General features: G+C 73.2%; 15 protein-coding genes and 1 tRNA gene. 10 read left to right on the forward strand and 6 right to left on the reverse strand.

Annotated features, from left to right (window positions below; genetic code table 11):
- Positions 1-349: 349 nt before the first annotated feature.
- The 4 genes from ACFWEP_RS09090 to ACFWEP_RS09105 are packed head-to-tail and all read left to right on the forward strand — an operon-like array spanning position 350 to position 5,445.
- Positions 350-1,303 (forward strand): phosphatase PAP2 family protein, encoded by a 954-nt coding sequence (locus ACFWEP_RS09090; protein WP_387367928.1) that lies wholly within the window; start codon positions 350-352, stop codon positions 1,301-1,303.
- Entirely contained in the window at positions 1,188-2,468 is a 1,281-nt protein-coding gene (locus ACFWEP_RS09095; RefSeq protein ID WP_387367930.1) for a hypothetical protein, read from the forward strand. Before ACFWEP_RS09090 ends, ACFWEP_RS09095 begins: the two co-directional genes overlap by 116 nt.
- A complete protein-coding gene (locus tag ACFWEP_RS09100) occupies positions 2,459-4,075 on the forward strand; it encodes a hypothetical protein (RefSeq protein WP_387367933.1) in 1,617 nt (538 codons plus the stop codon). Before ACFWEP_RS09095 ends, ACFWEP_RS09100 begins: the two co-directional genes overlap by 10 nt.
- The gene (locus ACFWEP_RS09105; protein WP_387367936.1) at positions 4,072-5,445 is read left to right on the forward strand and encodes an AAA domain-containing protein; all 1,374 of its coding nucleotides are present in this window, start codon (positions 4,072-4,074) and stop codon (positions 5,443-5,445) included. Before ACFWEP_RS09100 ends, ACFWEP_RS09105 begins: the two co-directional genes overlap by 4 nt.
- A 48-nt stretch (positions 5,446-5,493) precedes the next feature.
- Here the strand turns inward: ACFWEP_RS09105 and ACFWEP_RS09110 are convergent, their stop codons facing one another.
- From ACFWEP_RS09110 to ACFWEP_RS09120, 3 genes are all read right to left on the reverse strand, one after another.
- Positions 5,494-5,718, reverse strand: coding sequence for a hypothetical protein (locus ACFWEP_RS09110; protein WP_387367939.1), 225 nt, complete (start codon positions 5,716-5,718; stop codon positions 5,494-5,496).
- A 254-nt stretch (positions 5,719-5,972) separates the two neighbouring features.
- Positions 5,973-6,650: a hypothetical protein gene (locus tag ACFWEP_RS09115; protein WP_387367942.1), complete on the reverse strand. Its 678-nt coding sequence runs from the start codon at positions 6,648-6,650 to the stop codon at positions 5,973-5,975.
- Between the two features lie 143 nt (positions 6,651-6,793).
- Positions 6,794-8,788, reverse strand: a complete 1,995-nt coding sequence (locus ACFWEP_RS09120; RefSeq protein WP_387367945.1) for a protein kinase — start codon at positions 8,786-8,788, stop codon at positions 6,794-6,796.
- A gap of 95 nt (positions 8,789-8,883) precedes the next feature.
- On the opposite strand from ACFWEP_RS09120, the gene ACFWEP_RS09125 reads away from it, so the two are divergent.
- The 4 genes from ACFWEP_RS09125 to ACFWEP_RS09140 all read left to right on the forward strand — a co-directional run bounded on the left by ACFWEP_RS09125 (position 8,884) and on the right by ACFWEP_RS09140 (position 11,056).
- The gene (locus ACFWEP_RS09125) at positions 8,884-9,477 is read left to right on the forward strand and encodes a TetR/AcrR family transcriptional regulator (RefSeq protein ID WP_387367948.1); all 594 of its coding nucleotides are present in this window, start codon (positions 8,884-8,886) and stop codon (positions 9,475-9,477) included.
- Between the two features lie 342 nt (positions 9,478-9,819).
- Positions 9,820-10,161, forward strand: a complete 342-nt coding sequence (locus ACFWEP_RS09130; protein ID WP_387367951.1) for a hypothetical protein — start codon at positions 9,820-9,822, stop codon at positions 10,159-10,161.
- A 150-nt stretch (positions 10,162-10,311) separates the two neighbouring features.
- Positions 10,312-10,992, forward strand: a complete 681-nt coding sequence (locus tag ACFWEP_RS09135) for a bifunctional DNA primase/polymerase (protein ID WP_387367954.1) — start codon at positions 10,312-10,314, stop codon at positions 10,990-10,992.
- Positions 10,983-11,056, forward strand: a tRNA-Lys gene (locus tag ACFWEP_RS09140). The genes ACFWEP_RS09135 and ACFWEP_RS09140 overlap by 10 nt, the downstream gene beginning before the upstream one ends.
- Before the next feature lie 123 nt (positions 11,057-11,179).
- On the opposite strand, the gene ACFWEP_RS09145 is transcribed toward ACFWEP_RS09140, so the two are convergent.
- A complete protein-coding gene (locus ACFWEP_RS09145) occupies positions 11,180-12,421 on the reverse strand; it encodes a M6 family metalloprotease domain-containing protein (protein ID WP_387367957.1) in 1,242 nt (413 codons plus the stop codon).
- A 516-nt stretch (positions 12,422-12,937) separates the two neighbouring features.
- Between ACFWEP_RS09145 and ACFWEP_RS09150 the strand changes: the two genes are divergently transcribed.
- Entirely contained in the window at positions 12,938-14,806 is a 1,869-nt protein-coding gene (locus ACFWEP_RS09150) for a putative bifunctional diguanylate cyclase/phosphodiesterase (RefSeq protein ID WP_387367960.1), read from the forward strand.
- 34 nt (positions 14,807-14,840) lie between these two features.
- On the opposite strand, the gene ACFWEP_RS09155 is transcribed toward ACFWEP_RS09150, so the two are convergent.
- A complete protein-coding gene (locus tag ACFWEP_RS09155) occupies positions 14,841-15,983 on the reverse strand; it encodes an LLM class flavin-dependent oxidoreductase (RefSeq protein WP_387367963.1) in 1,143 nt (380 codons plus the stop codon).
- A 131-nt stretch (positions 15,984-16,114) separates the two neighbouring features.
- A complete protein-coding gene (locus ACFWEP_RS09160) occupies positions 16,115-16,879 on the reverse strand; it encodes a decarboxylase (protein ID WP_387367966.1) in 765 nt (254 codons plus the stop codon).
- 495 nt (positions 16,880-17,374) lie between these two features.
- Between ACFWEP_RS09160 and ACFWEP_RS09165 the strand changes: the two genes are divergently transcribed.
- Positions 17,375-18,133, forward strand: coding sequence for an IclR family transcriptional regulator C-terminal domain-containing protein (locus tag ACFWEP_RS09165; RefSeq protein WP_387367969.1), 759 nt, complete (start codon positions 17,375-17,377; stop codon positions 18,131-18,133).
- Positions 18,134-18,135: the final 2 nt, after the last annotated feature.

Consider the following 18,135-nt stretch of genomic DNA (forward strand, 5'->3'; position numbering starts at 1 on the left):
CTGGGGGACGGCGGGTGGGCGCGGAAGGGACCACGGTGTCCGGGCGCGCCGGGGAGGGACGCGCTCCGGCCTTCGGGCGGTGCGGCTGTCCCGCGTCCATCATCCCGCATCGTCGCGTGCGGGCGTGAGGGCTGCCCTGCCGGGCACTCGGCATACATCGAGGGGCCGGGCAACCTCGCGGTTCGCTCGCACGTCCCTCTCTTCGCGGCACCCCGGCCGCGTCGGCGCCGCCGGCGGCGGGCCGGGGGCAGGGGTGTGCGAAAGGGACCCCCCGGGGGATATCGCGACCGACGACCGCCGTACGGTTGAACGCCCGCCGTCGGACGCTTGAACAGGGGAGAGCCACCGGATGCCGCACGCCATACCCGCACGCGCCTCCGGCCGCCCCCGCTGGTGGACGGAGCTGCCGCTGATAGCGGTGGTGTACGGCCTCTACTCGGTCGGCCGGCTGCTGGTACGCGGCGACATATCCACCGCCGTCGACCACGGGCTCGCGATACTCCGGCTGGAGAAGTCGCTCCACCTGAACTTCGAACACCCGCTCAACCGGCTGTTGACCGCCCACTCCTCCGTGGGGATACCCGCCGACTTCGCGTACGCCTCGCTGCACTACCTCGTCACCCCGGCGCTGCTCCTCTGGATGTACCGGCGCCGCGCCACCGCCTACCGCGCGGCCCGCACCTGGCTGCTGACCTCCACCCTGATCGGCCTGATCGGCTTCACCCTGCTGCCGACCTGTCCGCCCCGCCTCCTCGACGCCGGACACGGTTTCGTCGACACCATGGCGCAGTACAGCTCCTACGGGTGGTGGGGCGCGGAGGCGAGCGCCCCGCGCGGACTCGGCGGCATGACCAACCAGTACGCGGCGATGCCCAGCCTGCACGTGGGGTGGGCGCTCTGGTGCGGGGTGCTGCTGTGGCGGTACGGGCGGCATCCGCTGCTCCGCGCGCTCGGCGTCCTCTATCCGCTCACGATCGTCTTCGTGGTCATGGGCACCGCCAACCACTACTTCCTGGACGCCGTGGCGGGCGTCGCGGTCATGGGCGCGGGCGCACTGCTGACCCGCCCGGTGATGCGGGCCGCCGCCACCGTCTCGGCCCGGCTGCGGGCCTTCGTCTCCCGGCCGGGAGCGACTGTTCCGGCGACACCGTCCCCGATTGTCAGCAGCGGATGCGAGACTTCGGCGGGTGAGCGATTCCCCGGCCGGCGGACCCCCTCCGCACATTCCAGCGACGCGCCCGAAGCCTCCGGCTCCCCCGGCCGCGCGGCCTCCGGCGACAGCGCTCCGGCAGCGGCTCGCTGAGCTGCGCGGACCCACGGTCGCCCCGCATCCGCTGGACGCCCGCGCGCTGGCCGCGCTCGCCGCCAACCCCGGCTGCGAGCGGCGGGCGCTGCTCGACGGCGCCGGTGTAGACAAGACCGGTCTGGCCACCGCGCTCGGCTCCCCCTCGGGTTTCGGCCAGTCCCAGTTCGCGTTCATGCGGGGCAACGCCTTCGAGGCGCGGGTCAAGGCGGACGGCGGCACCGAGCTGCTGCGCCTGCTGCACGAGAGCCTCGGCGGCGGCGGTGAGCCGCCGCAGGGGGCCGGGGTCCCCGATCTGACGGCGGCCGGCCCCGAGGGCCGGACGGCCCGTACCGCGCTGGCCCTGCGCGAGGCGACCGGGGCCGGCGGCTGGACGCTGCTGGACCACCCGATGCTGGCGCTGGAGGTGGCGGGTTCGCCCGCGTATCTGGAGCCGGACGCGGTGGTGGTGCATCCGGACGGCCGGTGGACGGTCATCGAGATCAAGTCGTTCCCCATGATCGACGGTTCGGCCGACGCGGCGAAGGTCGGTGCCGCCGCCCGGCAGTCGGCGGTCTACGTGCTGGCCCTGGAGGCGGTCGCCGCCCGTACCGAGGGAGCCGAGGTGGCGCACGACGTCCTCCTCGTCTGCCCCAAGGACTTCTCCAACCTGCCCACCGGCTCCGTCGTGGACGTGCGCAAACAGCGCGCGGTGACCCGGCGCCAGATGACCCGGCTCACCCGCATCGAGGAGATCGCGGCCCTGCTTCCCGAGGGGGCGAGTTTTGACCCGGAGTGCTCGGCCGAGGAGCTGACCGCCGCCGTCGAAGCGGTTCCGGCGGCGTACGCCCCCGAGTGCCTGGCCGCCTGCGAGCTCGCTTTCCACTGCCGGGCGAAGTCCCGGGCCCGGGGTGCCGTACGGACCCTGGGGCGCGGGGTGAGCGGTGAGCTCGGCGGGCTGACCACGGTCCGCGCGGTGCTGGACGCGGCGGCGGGCAAGGAGGGCGACCCGGCGGACCCGGCCGTCGCGGCGCTCCGCCGGGCGGCGGCCCTGCGCGCCGAGGCGCTGGAGGGCGCGGCGGCCCGGCACGCGCACGCGCCGCAGGGTACGGCTCCGGAGGGCGTGCCGTCGCAGGGCAAGGCACCGGACGGCACGGCTCGGGAAGGCACGACTCCATGTCACTGATCAGCACCCTGGCCCGGATGGAAGCCGTGGACAGCGGGCGGGCACAGCCCCTGGCGACCGTGCGCCACCGGCATCTGACCGACCGGCCACTCGTCCTGGTGCCGTTGACCACGTCCGGTGAGGCGGGTGCCCCGCTGGGCGCGCTGGTGGGTACGGACCGGGAGGCGCCGACGCTGCTGGCGGTGGCGCAGCCGCGCGACCGCGATCTGCGGTTCGCCTTCCTGGCGGAGCTGGCCGAGCTGGTCCTGCCGCACATCGAGGCGTACGCGGACGTGGTGGAGCCTGCCGAGCGGAGTGAGACCGATCCGGAGACCGGGAAGAAGGTCAAGGTCGAGGTCGAGCTGTGCGTGGACGCGGCGCAGCTGATCGTGCCGAGCCGGGCGGGCATCGACCTGGTGCGGCTGCTGGGGCGGTCGATGCGGTTCCGGCGTACCGCCGAGGACGATCCGGACACCCCGTATCCGGCGCCGCCCCGGGTGCCGTTGCTCGGCCGCTGGCTGACGCACTACGCGGAGCGGGCGAGGGTGCCGGGTTCCTCGATGCTGCTGGCCACCACGGATCTGCTGAACCGCCATTGGGCGACGGGGCAGAGCAGTGTGGAGGACCAGCACCTGGGGGCGCTGCTCGCCTGGATCGATCCGCCGGACGGCGCCTCGGGAGCCGAGGCGGCGCTCCGCGCGGAGCTGGAGCGGGACCGGGGCGGGCAGTTGGTCTGCCCGCCCGCAGGTCCGGCCACGGACCCCGCCTTCGACAACCGGCTGCTGGCGCCCGCGATCGAGCGGTACGACCGGGCCCGCGCGGTGCTCGCGGCGGTCGAGGACGGGGTGGAGGCGGACGTGCGGCTCGGGGAACTGCACGCCGCCGAGCGGGAGATCCGTTCGCTGCTGGCAGGGGTGCTGCTGCCGACCTGGGACGCGGTGTGGCGGGGGCTCGACCGGCTGCGGGAGCTGCCGGAGGGGGCGAGGGCCGAGGAGCGGTGGACGGGTGACCGCTGGTCGTTCACCGGCCACCGGGACAAGGTGCGTTCGGGCGAGCCGCCGCAGCCGCGCCGGGACGACGCGGTGACGGCGGCCCGGAAGCTGTCCTCCCGGGAGACCGCACAGGCGCGCCTCGACGCCCAGGAGGCGTTGGACGACCCGCTGGTGCTGGCCGCGCGCCGGCTGAACGGCGAGGCGTTCGTCGGTGAGGTGACCGGGGTCGAGATGGCGTACACCGAGTCGAAGCGCCCCTCCCCGCGCCCGCTGGTCACGGTCCGCACCACCGAGCGCCCGCAGTTGGGCGAGCGGACGAAGGTGTACCGCTCGCTGGACGGAAAGCCGCAGTCGGCGGAGTTCGTGGGGTACGCGCAGGAGCCCGAAGGGGCCGCGGAGGACGGCTCGGACGTACTGCTGGTGCTGCGTGTCCTGGACCGGATGGGGCGCGGCAAGGAGCCGGCCCCCGGGTCGCTGCCCGCGTCCGGAGACCGCACGGTGTGGACGCTGTTCGAGCACGAGCAGCGCGGCGGTCCCGCGCTGCCGGACGCGGAGGAGACCCCGTGGACGCATGGCGGGCCGCCGGGCGCGTCCGCCGAGCGGCCCGACGCCGTGACCTTGGAGGATGTGCTGTGACCGACGTGCACACGGCCGGGAAGAACCGGGTCGGGAAGCCCGCCGCGACCGGGGCGTTCGACCCGGGTGCGGCGGCGGCGCGGGCCACCGGAGCGATCCTCCACGACACCCTGCACGGCGATGCCCGGGGTGTCGTGGTGAACTCCCCGCCGGGCGCCGGAAAGTCCACCCTCGTGGTCCGCGCGGCACTGGAACTCGCCTCCGCCGGGCGCCCGTTGATGGTGATCGCGCAGACCAATGCCCAGGTCGACGATCTGGTGCTGCGGCTCGCGGAGAAGGAGCCGGAGCTGCCGGTGGGGCGGCTGCACAGCAGCGACTCGGACCCGTACGACAAGGCGCTCGACGATCTGGAGAACGTCCGGAAATCGGCGAAGGCGGCCGATCTGGCCGGGCTCGACGTGGTCGTCTCGACGGCCGCGAAGTGGGCGCACGTGAAGAACGTGGAGCCGTGGGAGCACGCGATCGTCGACGAGGCGTACCAGATGCGCTCGGATGCCCTGCTCGCGGTGGCCGGTCTCTTCCGGCGGGCGCTGTTCGTGGGCGACCCGGGCCAGTTGGACCCGTTCTCGATCGTGGGCGCGGACCAGTGGGCGGGGCTGAGCCACGACCCCTCGGCGAGCGCCGTCTCCACCCTGCTGGCGCACAACCCGCTTCTGCCGCAGCACCGGTTGCCGGTCTCCTGGCGGCTGCCGGCCTCGGCCGCGCCCCTGATCTCGGAGGCCTTCTACCCGTACACCCCCTTCCGCAGCGGCACGGACCACGGGGACCGGACGCTGTCGTTCGCCGAGGCGTCGGACGGTTCGGGGCCCGACCGGGTGCTGGACGTGGCGGCGGAGTCCGGCTGGGGGCTGCTGGAGCTGCCCGCCCGGCACACCCCGCGCACCGACCCGGAGGCGGTACACGCGGTGGCGCTGGTGGTCCGCAGGCTGCTGGACCGGGGCACCACCGCGACCAGCGAGCGCTCGACGGAGCCGGTGCCCGTGACGGCGGACCGGATCGCGGTCGGTACGGCCCACCGCGACCAGGCCGCGGCGGTGCGCGCGGCGCTCGCCGGGCTGGGGGTCACGGGCGTGTCGGTGGACACCGCGAACCGGCTCCAGGGGCGGGAGTTCGACGTCACGGTGGTGCTCCACCCGCTCTCCGGGCGGCCCGACGCCACCGCCTTCCACCTGGAGACGGGCCGGCTCTGCGTGCTGGCCTCCCGCCACCGGCACGCCTGTGTCGTGGTGTGCCGGGCGGGGGTGGCGGACCTCCTGGACGCGCATCCCTCCACGGAGCCCGTACAGCTGGGCGTGGAGGTGAAGTTCCCGGACGGCTGGGAGGCCATGCAGTCCACCTGGGAGCACTGGTCGGAGCACCGGGTGTCCTGACGCGCGCTTCGCCCGGGGCCGGTGGACGGCTCGGCCCGGGGCGTCAGGTCAGTTCGCCGCGCTCCGGCCGGCGTTCGCCTCGCTCCGCCTCACCCGGTGTCGCTGGACGGCGCAGAGGAGGTTCCAGGCGGTGAAGAGCAGCAGCAGTACACAGAACACGAGGAAGAAGAGCGAACCGTCTCCGGCACGGTACGCCCGCGCAGCGCCGACGAAGGACACGAGGCAGAGCAGAAAGGCGAGGGGCGCCATCGCCGGCCGGAAACGTTTGATCATGCACGCATGATCGTGAGCCCGTCCTCCCCCTTCCACCGCGGTCCGGTGAACACTCCCCGTCGACCCTCCGAACTCGCGGCGCCGTTCGCCTGACGTGAGTTTTGACCTCTGCGGGTGCGTTGCTCGACATGGCAGGGGCGAAACTGGCCGGTCAGGCCTTCTGGCGGCCGATCGCGCGGTGAGCGGTAGGCGGGTCGATGAACACCGGCCGTGCACGGGCCCGCCCTCCTGGTGTTGCGTCACCTCTCCGGTACTCAGCCGCGGAGCGAGCCTGGCTCGGGGCGCCGTCGTTGCCCCTCAGGGGTGAAGGTGAAGGCTTCGTCAAAGGGTGCGTCTGCGAAGCGGACAGCAAGCAGAACCGGTTCGTCGAGCTTGGGCCGTGCGGACTCGGCTGCCGGGGTGCTGCCATTCCAGAGATGGAAGAAGACCATGGGCTCCTCGCGGTCTTCTCCCAGGTAGCCCAACGTCTTGCTGTACAGGGGGCTGGTCCCTCCGCACAGGATGGACGGGGGGCCGAACTCGGAGAGGACGTCTGCCCACGAGCGGTCCGTCTGCGCCCACGGGCGCACTCTTGCCCGCAGCGCGTGATGCTCGTCAGCCGGCAGAAGGCGATCGGGCCGGAGCCAGCCGCGGCGGTGCGCGAACTCGGCGTAGACCGAGGCGACGCAGTTCTGGTCGTAGCCTCCCGGCATCAACTCCTCGAACATGCCGCCCAAACCGGTGCTGCTCCCGGCCCCTCGGCTTGCCCAGGACCGCTGCTCTTCAGCCCATACCTCGGGCCGGCGTTCCACGAACAGCAGGTGATCCACCAGCATCCACAGCGCAGCGTCATGCTGCGAGAACGTGCCAGGACGCCGGAGAGCAGAGTTCAACTGCTCAACGAGATAGGTGTGTATCTCGTCGGCACCCGCGAGTGATCCAGTGGAGGACATCTAAAGAGTGTGCCCCGCTCTTCGCCCCCGGCGCCATGAGAACAGGCAGAGGTGAGAACTCAAGCCAAAGCGTGTTGCGGAAGCAGCGCCGCCGGACAGGCGGGACTTTCGCAACACGCTTTAGTGCGCCCCCGTTCGCCGCTTCAGCTCTGCCGGGTCCAGCGCTGCGAGGCGTCCCCGTCGCAGGCCGCGGTCGACAACCCCGTCCCGAAGGGCAGGTCCAGGCACCCGCCGTCGTAGGTGCTGACCAGGGTGCCGCCGGAACCCGCACGCCAGAGGCGGCCGATGTCCTGGGCGCAGGAGCCCACGAAGACGGCCATGCCGGTCCCGTTGGAGTACAGGCACTGCCCGCTCTGCCCGTTGACGAGCTTGAAGCTGCCGTCCGACCTGCTCTGCACGGTCCACCGGGCGCTCGCGCTCCCGCAGTCCTGGTGGCTGGCCGCTCCGAAGACCTGGGTGACGCAGGTGCCGTCGCCGCCGTTGCGGTACCGGTACGTGCCGGAGGCGGGGGCCGTGGTCGGGCCGCCCCCGGAGGTCGCGGTCCCGCCGGTGGTGCTGGAGCCGGTCCCCCCGGTGGTGCTCGTGGTGCCAGAGGTTCCGGTGGTGCCCGAGTTGCTCGACCCGCCGGAGGCTCCGGTGGTGCCCGCGCCCCCGGAGGTGCTCGCCGCGCCGCCGCCCGTCCCGTCCGCGCCGCCCTGGGTGCCGGTGGCCGCGCCGCCCGCCGAGGCGGCGGCCTGGGAGCCGTTCCCTCCCCCGGCCTGCCGCTCCTTGCCCCGGCCCGCCGGGGTGGCGCTCCTGCCGCCCGCCGGTTTCGTGGGGGTGGCCGTGCCCGAGGGGCTGCTGCCCGCCGTCGAGGACGCCGGGCCGGCGGAGGCCGGGGAGCCGTACGTCGCACCACCGGCCGGGCGCGCGTCGGCCTCGGCCCTCGGCGAGGAGAGGTACGGCACGTTCTGAACGACCAGTGTGGTGCCTCCCGCGATCACCACCACCGGGACGACGGCGAGCAGCACCCGGTTGCGCCTGCGCCGGGCGGGCCGCCCGGAAGGGGCTGGGGTGCCGGGCGTCGGTGGGGTGTCGGACCCGGGCTGCGGGGCGGGCGTGCCGCCCGGCCCGGGGGCCACCACGACCTGGCCCGGGACCGGGGCAGGCGGCGACTCGGGGGCGGGGCTTCGGGGCTCGGGCCCTGCGTCGCCCAGCGGCAGCGTCGGTACGTCGGCCTCCCGCACGTCGGCGGCGAAGGCGGCGCGTTCGGTGAGCCGCGCGGTGATGTCGTCAGGCCAGTACGGCTCGGCGAAAGGACCGTACGGAGCGCAGCGTTCGAGGAGTTCGACGGCGGTGGGGCGGGCCTCGGGATCCTTGGCCAGACAGGCCGCGACCAGCTCGGCGAGCCCGTCGTCCAGATCGCGCAGCTCCCCCAGCTCCGGGGCCTCGTGGACGATCCGGTAGAGGACGCCGTGCCCCGACTCGTCACCGAACGGGGGACGTCCCGAGGCCGCGTACGCGAGCAGGGAGCCCAGCGCGAACACATCGGCCGCTCCGGTCAGGCGCCGTGCGCCCATGGCCTGTTCGGGCGCCATGTAGGCGGGGGTGCCGATGACCATGCCGGTGACGGTCAACTGGCTCTGTTCGGCGGCGCGGGCGACCCCGAAGTCGATGAGGGTGAGGCCGTCGAGGGTCAGCATGACGTTGGACGGTTTGAGGTCGCGGTGCACCATGTCCAGGGCGTGCACCGGCGCGAGAGCGGCCGCCGCCTCCCGTAACAGCAGCCGGAGCGCGGAGACCGGCAGCGGGCCGCCGTGCAGGTCGAGGGCCTGCCGCAGGGTGAGCCCGGGGACGTACGCCGTGGCGAACCACGGGGGCCGGGCCGTGCGGTCACCGGCGAGCAGCGGCGCGGTGGCACCGGCGGGCAGCCGGGCCAGGTTGTCGAGTTCGCGCCCGAACCGGCGCAGGAACTCCTCGTCCTCGCCGACCACCGAGGACAGCAGTTGCTTGACGGCGACGTAACGGCCCTCGTGCACCCCGAGATACACCCGCCCCATGCCACCGGCCCCGAGCCGGCCCACGAGCGGGATCGGCCCGATCCGTGCCGGGTCGTCCGCCTCCAGCCGCTCGGCCCCGCTACCCCTCAACTCCACCACGACAGCCCCGTAGGATGGGAATCAGATTCTAGAAATCTACTCTAGTTCTACGATCGGCTCCCGGGGAGGGTGGCCCGGACCGGAGAAGGACCACGATGAGCCCTAAACAGCAACGCGGCTTGGCCACGGCCGACTTGCTTCTCGACACCGCCCTGCGGGTCTACGCCGACGAGGGCGAGGGGGGCGTCACGGTCCTCGCGGTCACCCGGGCCAGCGGAGTCAGTCTGGGCAGCCTCTACCACCACTTCGGCTCCATCGACGGTCTGCTCGACGCGCTGGCGCAGCGCTGGCTGGAGCGGATGCTGACCGAACTCGCCGCGTCCCTGAGGGGCCCGCGTACGGCGCGTACCGGCATCCGCGCCCTGGTCCGCGCGTACCTGGCGTTCGTCCGGGAACACCCCGCCGCCGCCCTGCTCCTGCACTCCGCCAGGACCGACCGGCGCACCATGGAGCGGGGCAAGGAGCTGCGCGACGCACAGGAGGCCCGCCTCTCGCCCTTCGCGCGCTGGCTCGACGCCCACGTCGAGTCCGGCGAACTCGCGCCGATTCCGCCGGCGTTGATGGAGTCCCTGGCCCTCGGCCCGGTCGTCGCGGTGGCCCGGCGCTGGCTCTCCGGCATCGACGACGTGGACCTCGACGAGGCGGCACGCGTGCTGCCCGACCGCATCTGGCGGTCCCTGGCGCCCTGACGGCCCCCGACCGGCACGGCCGGCCCGCCCGCGCACCGGCGGGGGTACGCGGGGAGCGCGCGGGCCGAACACTTCCGGACGGTGTTTTCCGGCCGGTCGGCCCGGACAGACTTGTCCGGGGCCTCCGTGGCGCACGGCACGGAGGCGCACGGTCCGGGACCACGACGGCGTCCGGGGCCGCGGCCGCGTCCGGCCGCACCGGCGGGTCCGCGGCCGCGGAATCATTCGGTGCACCGGACACGTTCGCCACCAGGGGCGGGCGTCCGACCCCGAACACCGGACTTGCGCCGGGTTGGACAATGGAGGGTGGCCGTCCGGCCTTCCCGAAGGAGGAAAACGCACATGGCTCAAGCCGACCGGAACGCGCAGCCGAGGCTGCGCCCCGCCCCGCTGCTCTTCGAGCCCGCGGAGGCCGCGTCCGACCCCGAGCACTTCTTCAACCTGGAGTCGATGGACGATCCGGCTGAGCTGCTCTCCCGCGCGACCGAGCTGACGCACGCGTTCCGGGCGGCCACCGACCGGAGCATCGAGTTCCAGGCCGTCGCCGCCGCCCAGCTCGCGGATCCCCGCCGCTTCGACCGGCTCACCCCCGCCGACGTCGCGGAGCGCGCGGAGTGGACCGAGGCCTACGCGGAGAAGATGATCGAATTCGGCCGGTCCCTGCTGAAGTCACCCCGCCCTTGACCTCGGCCCCTGACACCCACCCCCGGCACGGTCACTCCGGGTACAGCTTCTGGCATATGCCCGAGGGCAAGATACCCGGCAAGGTGATGCCCTGTCCTGGATTCGACGACTCTCGGCGTCAGCCCCGTCACCCCCGGTAGACCTGTCTCCATGACCGCATGGCTGGAAGACGAAACGTCCCTGCAGACCCGTGACCCGCGCTCCGGCGTCGGCACCCTCCCTCCCCTGCGGAGTCAGGCCTCGCACCAGCCTGCCGAGGTCACCCCCGCCGGAGCCGTCTGGCTCGCCGGCGCCACGGCGAACCCCCGCACCACCCTCGCCCGCTGGCAGGCGAGCCCCGCGTCCCCGGGCGTGCTGCCGTGCGGCACCGCGTTCGACGTGGTGAGCGTCCCCTCACTGTTCGGGCGGCGGATGCTGGAACGGCTCTGGGCACAGGGTCCGGGCTCCGGCCCCGTCGCCACCCACCGCGGCCGGACCCTGCTCTTCGCGACCCCGGGGACCGCGCAGCGGCTGCCCTCACTGCTGGCCTGGGAGGAGTGGGGCACGGGCGCCGCACGCCCGGAAGGCGGCTCGCGCACCCTGCCGCCGGTGCTCTGCCACGGCACCGGCGACGCGGTGACCGTACCGCCGCTGACCTGCGACCCCTCCGCCCCGGGACCACAGTGGGTGGTCGCCCCGGACACCCGTACCCCCTGGCTGCCCGGTCCCGACGTGCTGCGCTGGGCCTGTGTGCGGGCCGCCCGGAGCGCGGTCCCCCCGGTGTCCGATTACTCGATTTTTCCTCCGGCCGATACGGATGCTAATGTCTACGACGTCAGCAGGCGCCGCTAGCTCAGTTGGTTAGAGCAGCTGACTCTTAATCAGCGGGTCCGGGGTTCGAGTCCCTGGCGGCGCACCGACGGAAGAAGCCCCTCGCGAAAGCGGGGGGCTTCTTCGTGTTCCGGGCTTCTTCGTGTTCCGGGCTTCTTCGTGTTCCGGGGCTGCCCTCCCCCGGCTCTCCCCGGCCTTCACTCCGGATTCACGTACCGGTGGTGATCCGCACGGTCCAGGAGCCGGACGGGGTGCGGTCGGCGACCTCGATCCGGGTCCGCTCCCCCGGCACGCTGTACGTCTCCCCGACCGAGAGCGGGGCGTCGGCCAGCGGCGGGTAGACCGAGCGGTCCCAGCAGGCCTCGGTGTCCGGGTGGGTGTCCAGCACCTCCACGGGACCGCCTCCGGAGGCGGTCCCGCTGCGCACCCGGTAGATCAGCACGCCCTCGGTGCAGGTCGCCCGGTCGTTGCCGGTGGCGCCGCGGGCCTCGATGGCCAGCGCGCTGTCCTCGCCCGTCCTGACGACCGCCAACCGGGTGCCCATGGTGCCGCCGGGGACGGGGGCGGCGGCGACCGGCTCCAGGGTCACGTCGGTGCCGCCCTGGACGCAGACCACCTGCCGGTCACCGAGCCAGCCGAGCTTCCACTTGTGCCAGGCGAAGAGATCCGGCGCCAGCCCGAACTGGCTGCCCATGACGTCCCAGTCGCCGACGTAGGTGTCCCAGTCGCCCTTGCCGTCCGTGGGGCGGTGGTAGAGGTCGGCGAGGTCGAAGACGTGCCCGGTCTCGTGGGCGAGGACGTTGCGGTCGGGCGGATGCTGCTCGAAGACGGTGACCACGCGCTTGATGTCCGTGTCGTCGGCGGTGATCGGCCGGTCGAAGTTGACGACCTTGGTGGCGTCGGAGTCGACGCCGGGCGCGTCGGGGTCGGCGACCAGATAGACGATGTCGTACGCCGAGAAGTCGATCTGCGGGTCCGCGGCCTTGATCGCGTCGCGCAGGTAGGAGGTCCGCCGTCCGGAGTCCCAGTCCCGCTCTATGCCGTACCAGGTGGACGGGTGCGGCATCCGCACCCAGCGCTTGAACGGGTGCGCGCCGAGGGTGAAGGTGCCGTAGCTGGCCCGCTCGAAGAACGTCGTCGTCGACGGGAAGTAGTCGGCGGTGAGCACGTCCGGCGGGACGACCGGGTCGGCGTCCGGGAAGGAGAGGAAAATCATGACCGCGTCGAGGCGCCGGACGGGACGCGGATAGGCGCCGTTCCAGTTGTCCAGCCCCAGCGAGTGGTGGGCCGGGGTACGGGGCAGCGCGCACGGTTTCACGCCCGTGTGGGCGGCGGCGGCCGGGCCGGCGACGAGCGACATCGCCGCCAGCGCGAGGAGAGCGGTCAGCGCCGCCGCCACCGCGCGCGGGCTCGGCTTCTCCACCCCCCCGGGCCCGTGCTGACGCGGCACATCTACCTCCGGGTGGAAATGCGGAACACCTCGCTCCACCCTGTGTCCGATCACCGCTCCCCGCCCGCTGGGCTGCCCCACACGGGTCAGGGCGTGCGGGGCGCTCCCACCTCCCCCCGGTGCGCCACCGGTGCGGTGGTCCCACGCGCACCGGTGACGCACCAGCCGGAGGCCCACGATCACGTAACGTCACATACGGTCAGCCACTTCTCGGAATCCGACAGCGGAGCGACGCCCGGGAACGCAGTCGTACAGAAGGGAACAGTGGCGGGCAAAACGGGAGACCGCGCGGAGCGATGCCCGAACCTTGCGGAGGGCCGTCGGCGACGCGCGCACATCCGCCCGGGCCGGACCGGCGCACGCCGGTCGGGCGGGCCGGGCTGGAAGCCCCGGCACCCCACCCTCTATGCTTCCTCACGTTTTCCCGCGTGGTTCGCGCTCCCGGCCCGGGGCGCTCCACCCGGTGGCCCGTCCGGCCACACCTGTTCACGACAATCTGCACAGCGGGAGCGAGCGGTGAGCGGAACCTCCGAAGGGCGCAGGCCCCCGGCAGGCACATCCCCCGGCGCGACCCCGGCGGCGGACACGGAGAGTCACCCCGTGGAGACCGCGCTGCTCGACTACCGGTCCGCTTTCCACAGCGCCACCTTCGCCATGGCCGTCGTGGACGGCTCGGGGGCGATCGTCCACGCCAACGAGACGCTCGCCCGGATGGCGGGCACCGGCGCCACCGACCTCGCCGGGCTGCCCGTCGCCGGTCTCGTCGGTCTCACCCCCGACGACCACGCCTGGCGCGCCTGGCGCGAGGTGCTGCGCGGACGGCGTTCCCGGTTCCGCTGCACCCGCCGGCTCAAGCACCGTGACGGCCGGCCGCTCTGGGCGGAGATCACGGTGGTGCCGATGGCCGACCCTTCGGCGGGAGGCCCGGGCCGCGCGCTGCTGACGGTGGCCGACATCAGCGACCGGCACGAACTCCAGCAGCGGCTGCGTCACCTGCAGATGCACGACGCGGTGACGCGGCTGCCCAACCGGACCCTCTTCTTCGAGCGGCTCTCGGCCGCGCTGGAGCTGTCACCGTTCCAGGACAGCTCGCTGCTGCCGCGTCCCGGCCGGATCGGGCTCTGCTATCTCGACCTGGACGGCTTCAAGGCCGTCAACGACACCCTGGGGCACCGGGTGGGAGACCGGCTGCTCGCGGCCGTGGCAGGACGGCTGAGCGACGTCGCCGGGAGCGATCCGTACCACCCGGGCGGCAGCCACTTCGTGGCGCGGCTCGGGGGCGACGAGTTCGCGGTGCTGGTCGAGGAGTCGCAAGGCACCCCGCAGCTGCTGGACCTGGCGGACGCGCTGCTCACGGCGGTGCAGCAGCCGTTCGACCTGGCCGGGCAGCGGCTTTCGGTCTCCGCCTCGATCGGGGTGGTGGAACGCGCCTGTGCCGGCACCTCCCCCACCGGGCTGATGCAGGCCGCCGACACCACTCTCTACTGGGCGAAGGCAGACGGCAGAGCCCGCTGGACGCTCTTCGACCCCGAGCGCAACGCCCACCGGATGACCCGGCAGGCGCTCTCCTCGACGCTCAGGCCGGCCGTCGACCGCGGCGAGTTCGCCCTGGAGTACCAGCCGCTGGTCGGCATGGCGGACGGGGTGGTGCGGGGCGTCGAGGCACTGGTGCGGTGGAACCATCCGCAGTTCGGGGTGCTCGGCCCCAGCCGATTCGTCTCCATCGCCGAGGAGGACGGCTCGATCGTGCGGCTGGGCCGCTGGGTGCTGCGTACGGCCTGCCGCCAGGCCCGCCAGTGGCAGCTGGACCATCCGGACGGGCCGGCGCTGTTCGTCAGCGTCAACGTCGCCGTCCGGCAGGTCTGGGACTCGGACCTGGTCGCGGAGGTCGGGGACGTCCTCGCCGAGACGGGCCTCGACCCCGGGCTGCTGCAACTGGAGCTGACCGAGTCCGCCGTCATGGGTTCGGCGGGCCGCCCGCTGCGGGCCCTCCAGTCGCTGAGCGACATGGGCGTACGGATCGCCATCGACGACTTCGGCACCGGCTACTCCAACCTCGCCTACCTGAGCCGGCTCCCCGTCTCGGTGCTCAAGCTGGACGGGTCCTTCGTCCGCGGCTTCCGGTACGACGACGGCGGCAGGCACCCGAGCCCGGCCGACGAGACCATCGTCCAGGCGCTGGTGGAGCTCGCGCACCGGCTGGGGCTCACCGTGACGGCGGAGTGCGTGGAGACGGCGGAGCAGGCCGAGCGGCTGCGCCGGATCGGATGCGACACCGGGCAGGGGTGGCTGTACTCCCGGGCGGTCGCGCCGGAGCGGATCGCCGAGCTGATCGACGCGGGCGGGGTGGCCGCGCCGGGTACCGCCGCTCCCGGCACCCCGTGATTGATCGCCACGGGGCACCGGAAGGCCGACGGGGTCAGAGCGTGGGCAGGCCGTACGCGTCGGCGATGAGCTCGTAGCTGCGCAGCCGGGCCTCGCCGCCGTGGGCGTTGGCGGTGATCATCAGCTCGTCGGCGCCGGTCCGCTTGGCCAGGTCGTCCAGGCCCGCGCGGACCTGCTCGGACGTGCCGTACACGATGTTTCCGAGCCACTCGTCCACGAAGTCGCTCTCCAGCGGCCCGAAGGTGTGCGCCTCGGCCTCCTGCGGAGTGGGCACGAGGCCCGGCCGGCCGGTGCGCAGCCGCAGCATGCTGAGCGCCCCGGTGAGCACCTGGCGGCGGGCCTCGGCCTCGGTGTCGGCCGCGAGAGCGGCGGCGCCGATCAGGGCGTACGGGGCGTCGAGCACGGCGGAGGGCTGGAAGGACTCCCGGTACAGGTCCAGAGCGGGAATGGTGTTCCGGGCCGAGAAGTGGTGCGCGAAGGCGAAGGGCAGCCCGAGGACACCGGCCAGCCGGGCGGAGAAGCCGGAGGAGCCGAGGAGCCAGATCGGCGGCCGGGCCGGCGACTGCACCCCGCCGTCCGAGGAGGCCTGCACCGGGCCGGGGACCGCGTGGATGCGGGAGTAGGGGTGGCCGTCCGGGAAGTCGTCGTCCAGGAAGCGGGTCAGCTCGGCGAGCTGCTGCGGGAAGTCGTCGGCGCCCTCGCCCAGCCGCTCGGTCCGGCGCAGCGCGGCGGCGGTGGCGCCGTCCGTACCGGGGGCACGGCCGAGGCCGAGGTCGACGCGGCCGGGAGCCATCGCCTCCAGGGTGCCGAACTGCTCCGCGATGACGAGCGGGGCGTGGTTGGGCAGCATCACGCCGCCGGAGCCGAGCCGGATGCGGTCGGTGTGGGCGGCGAGGTGCGCCAGGATCACGGCCGGCGAGGACGAGGCGACACCGGGCATCGAGTGGTGCTCGGCGACCCAGTAGCGGTGGAATCCGCGACGCTCGGCCAGTTTCACGATGTCCACGCTGGTGCGGAGCGCCTCGCTCGCGGTGCTGCCCTTGCCCACGGTCACCAGGTCGAGCACCGACAGGGGGACGGGGGCGGTGCCGCCCACCGTCCCCCTGACCGTGTCGGCCCGGCCGTCGGCGGCTGTGTCGCCGTCGTCGCGGATCTCTTCGCCTCGGTTCTCGTCCACGTGTCGCTCTCCCGGTGCCACTGGTCATACGTATGCGTATCGAACCCCTGCAACAGGAGGGCGGCTCCGCTTATTCCGGCGCGGTGGGTGCGCGGACGGGAGCCGAGGACGTCGTCCCGGTGCTCCGGACGTCATTCGCGGACTTCGAGGCCGCGCGGCTCGACGGTGCCGAGCGGGGGCTCGCGGGTGGCGAAGAGGGCGCCGAGTGCGGGAGCCCAGACGCGGCGGTCGGTGAGTCGCAGCCCTTCCCAGACGGTGACCGGGTTGGCCGCGAGGACCGGCTTCCCGAGGAGTTCCTCCAGCTCGGTGACGTGCGCCGCCGTGTGCAGGGCGGTGTCGGGGAGGAGTACCGCCTCCGCGTCCGGGTGATCGCCGGCGATGGCGAGTTCGCGGGTGAGATCCAGGTCCCAGCCGGCCACCTCGGCGCCGGTGATGATCCCACTGCCCCGGGTGGCGACCACGTCGATGCCGGCGGCCGTCAGGAAGTCGCTGAACAGGGCGGCGACCTCGTCCGGGTAGGTGGCGGCTACCGCGACCCGCCGGACTCCGAGCTCCTCCACGGCGTGCACGAAGGCGAAGGACGTACTGGAGGCGGGCAGACCGGCCGAGCGCGCCAGCGCGGAGATCTGCGCCTGGGCACCCTCGCGGCCGAGTACGAAGCTGCCGCCCGTGCAGGCCCACACCAGGGACTCGGCGCCGGCCAGCCGGAGCTCCTCCACACCGGCGTCCAGTCGCTCGGCGGAGCCCAGCTCGCGCAAGGCCTGCACGTGACGGACGTCGTCGCCGATCCCGGTGCGGAACAGGGGCAGTCTGATGTCGCTGTCCAGCGTGATCTCGATCCGCGGGAAGTCGTCCTCGGCGCATTCGCCCGGGTAGAGAAGTCCGACGGTCGTCATGTCCACCCTTCCTTTTCGCCCGGACCGGTGGTCCGGGACAGGGGCGGGCCGTGCACGGACGGTGCGACCGGCCTCACAGTCACCCCTGTCTCTTCCTCTCCTTCCAGTGTTCCCGACATCGGCCGTCGCACCCACCCGGGCCGTGACGGGGTCCGGCCTCCCGGCTCGCCGCGGAGAGGCCGGAGGGGAGGTATCCGCCCCGCGAGGTCCGGAAGTCGGCGCTGATGTTCGACGCGGGACAGATGGTCGAATCGGCGTGGCCGGAAAAATCTTGGCGTCCTCACAGGAATTCCCCCGGCATGGGGGCACCCGCGCACCGCCGTGACCTGGCATTTGCCAGACCCGTCAATGCCATTGGCATATGCCTCTCGAATGCGTCCCAGCCCAGGACGGCACAGACGGGGCAAGAAGTGGTCAACAGCCCTGCCATGGGTGCTTCTTGGCCACTATCGTGGACGCACAGCTTTGCGGTCGGACCTTGGGCAGGGGGGCACCGTGACATTGCGACCGGAACCAACAGCGCCGTTCCACGCGGTGCAGCACGCCTTCCGCGTGCTCGAAACGGTCTCGAACCACGGCGACGGCGTGACCGGAACACAGATCGCGCGGGAGACCGGACTGCCTTCGGCCCGGCTCACCTCCCTGCTGCTGACCCTGCGCCGCGAGGGATATGTCGAGCAGATCGCGGACGGCGCCTACGTCCTCGGGGCCTCGCTGCTGCTCCTCGGTTCGGGCCCCACCCGGCGTCTCGCCCTGGAGGAGCGGCTCCAGCGCATCCTGGCGCAGCTGCGCGACACGGTCGGCGCGGCGGTCTACATCAGCCGGTACGTCGACGGCGAGGTCACGGTGGACCAGGTGCTCGACGGCCCGCTCACCCCCGCGGTCAGCGAGTGGGTCGACTTCCGCTCGGCCGCGCACGCCAGCGCGGTCGGAAAGTGCCTGCTGGCCCAGTTGGACGCGAACGCCCGGCGCGACCACATCGCGCGCCACCGGACGGCACGGCTCACGTCCCGGACCATCACGGACGAGAAGGTGCTGCTGGCCACGCTCGACCACCACCCCGCGACGGTCCCGATGCTGGACCTCCAGGAGTACGCGGTGGGCACGGTCTGCGCGGCGGTCCCGTTGACGGCGGGCGGTTCGGCGGGGTGCCTGGCTCTGTCGCTCCCGGTCGGCGACACCTACCGGCTGCGCGAGGCGGCCGAGCTCCTCAACCAGCAGGCCGCGCCGGTCCTGCTGTCGCTGGCGCTCTGACC

Source organism: Streptomyces sp. NPDC060198 (assembly GCF_042728415.1).
Classification (GTDB): Bacteria; Actinomycetota; Actinomycetes; order Streptomycetales; family Streptomycetaceae; genus Streptomyces.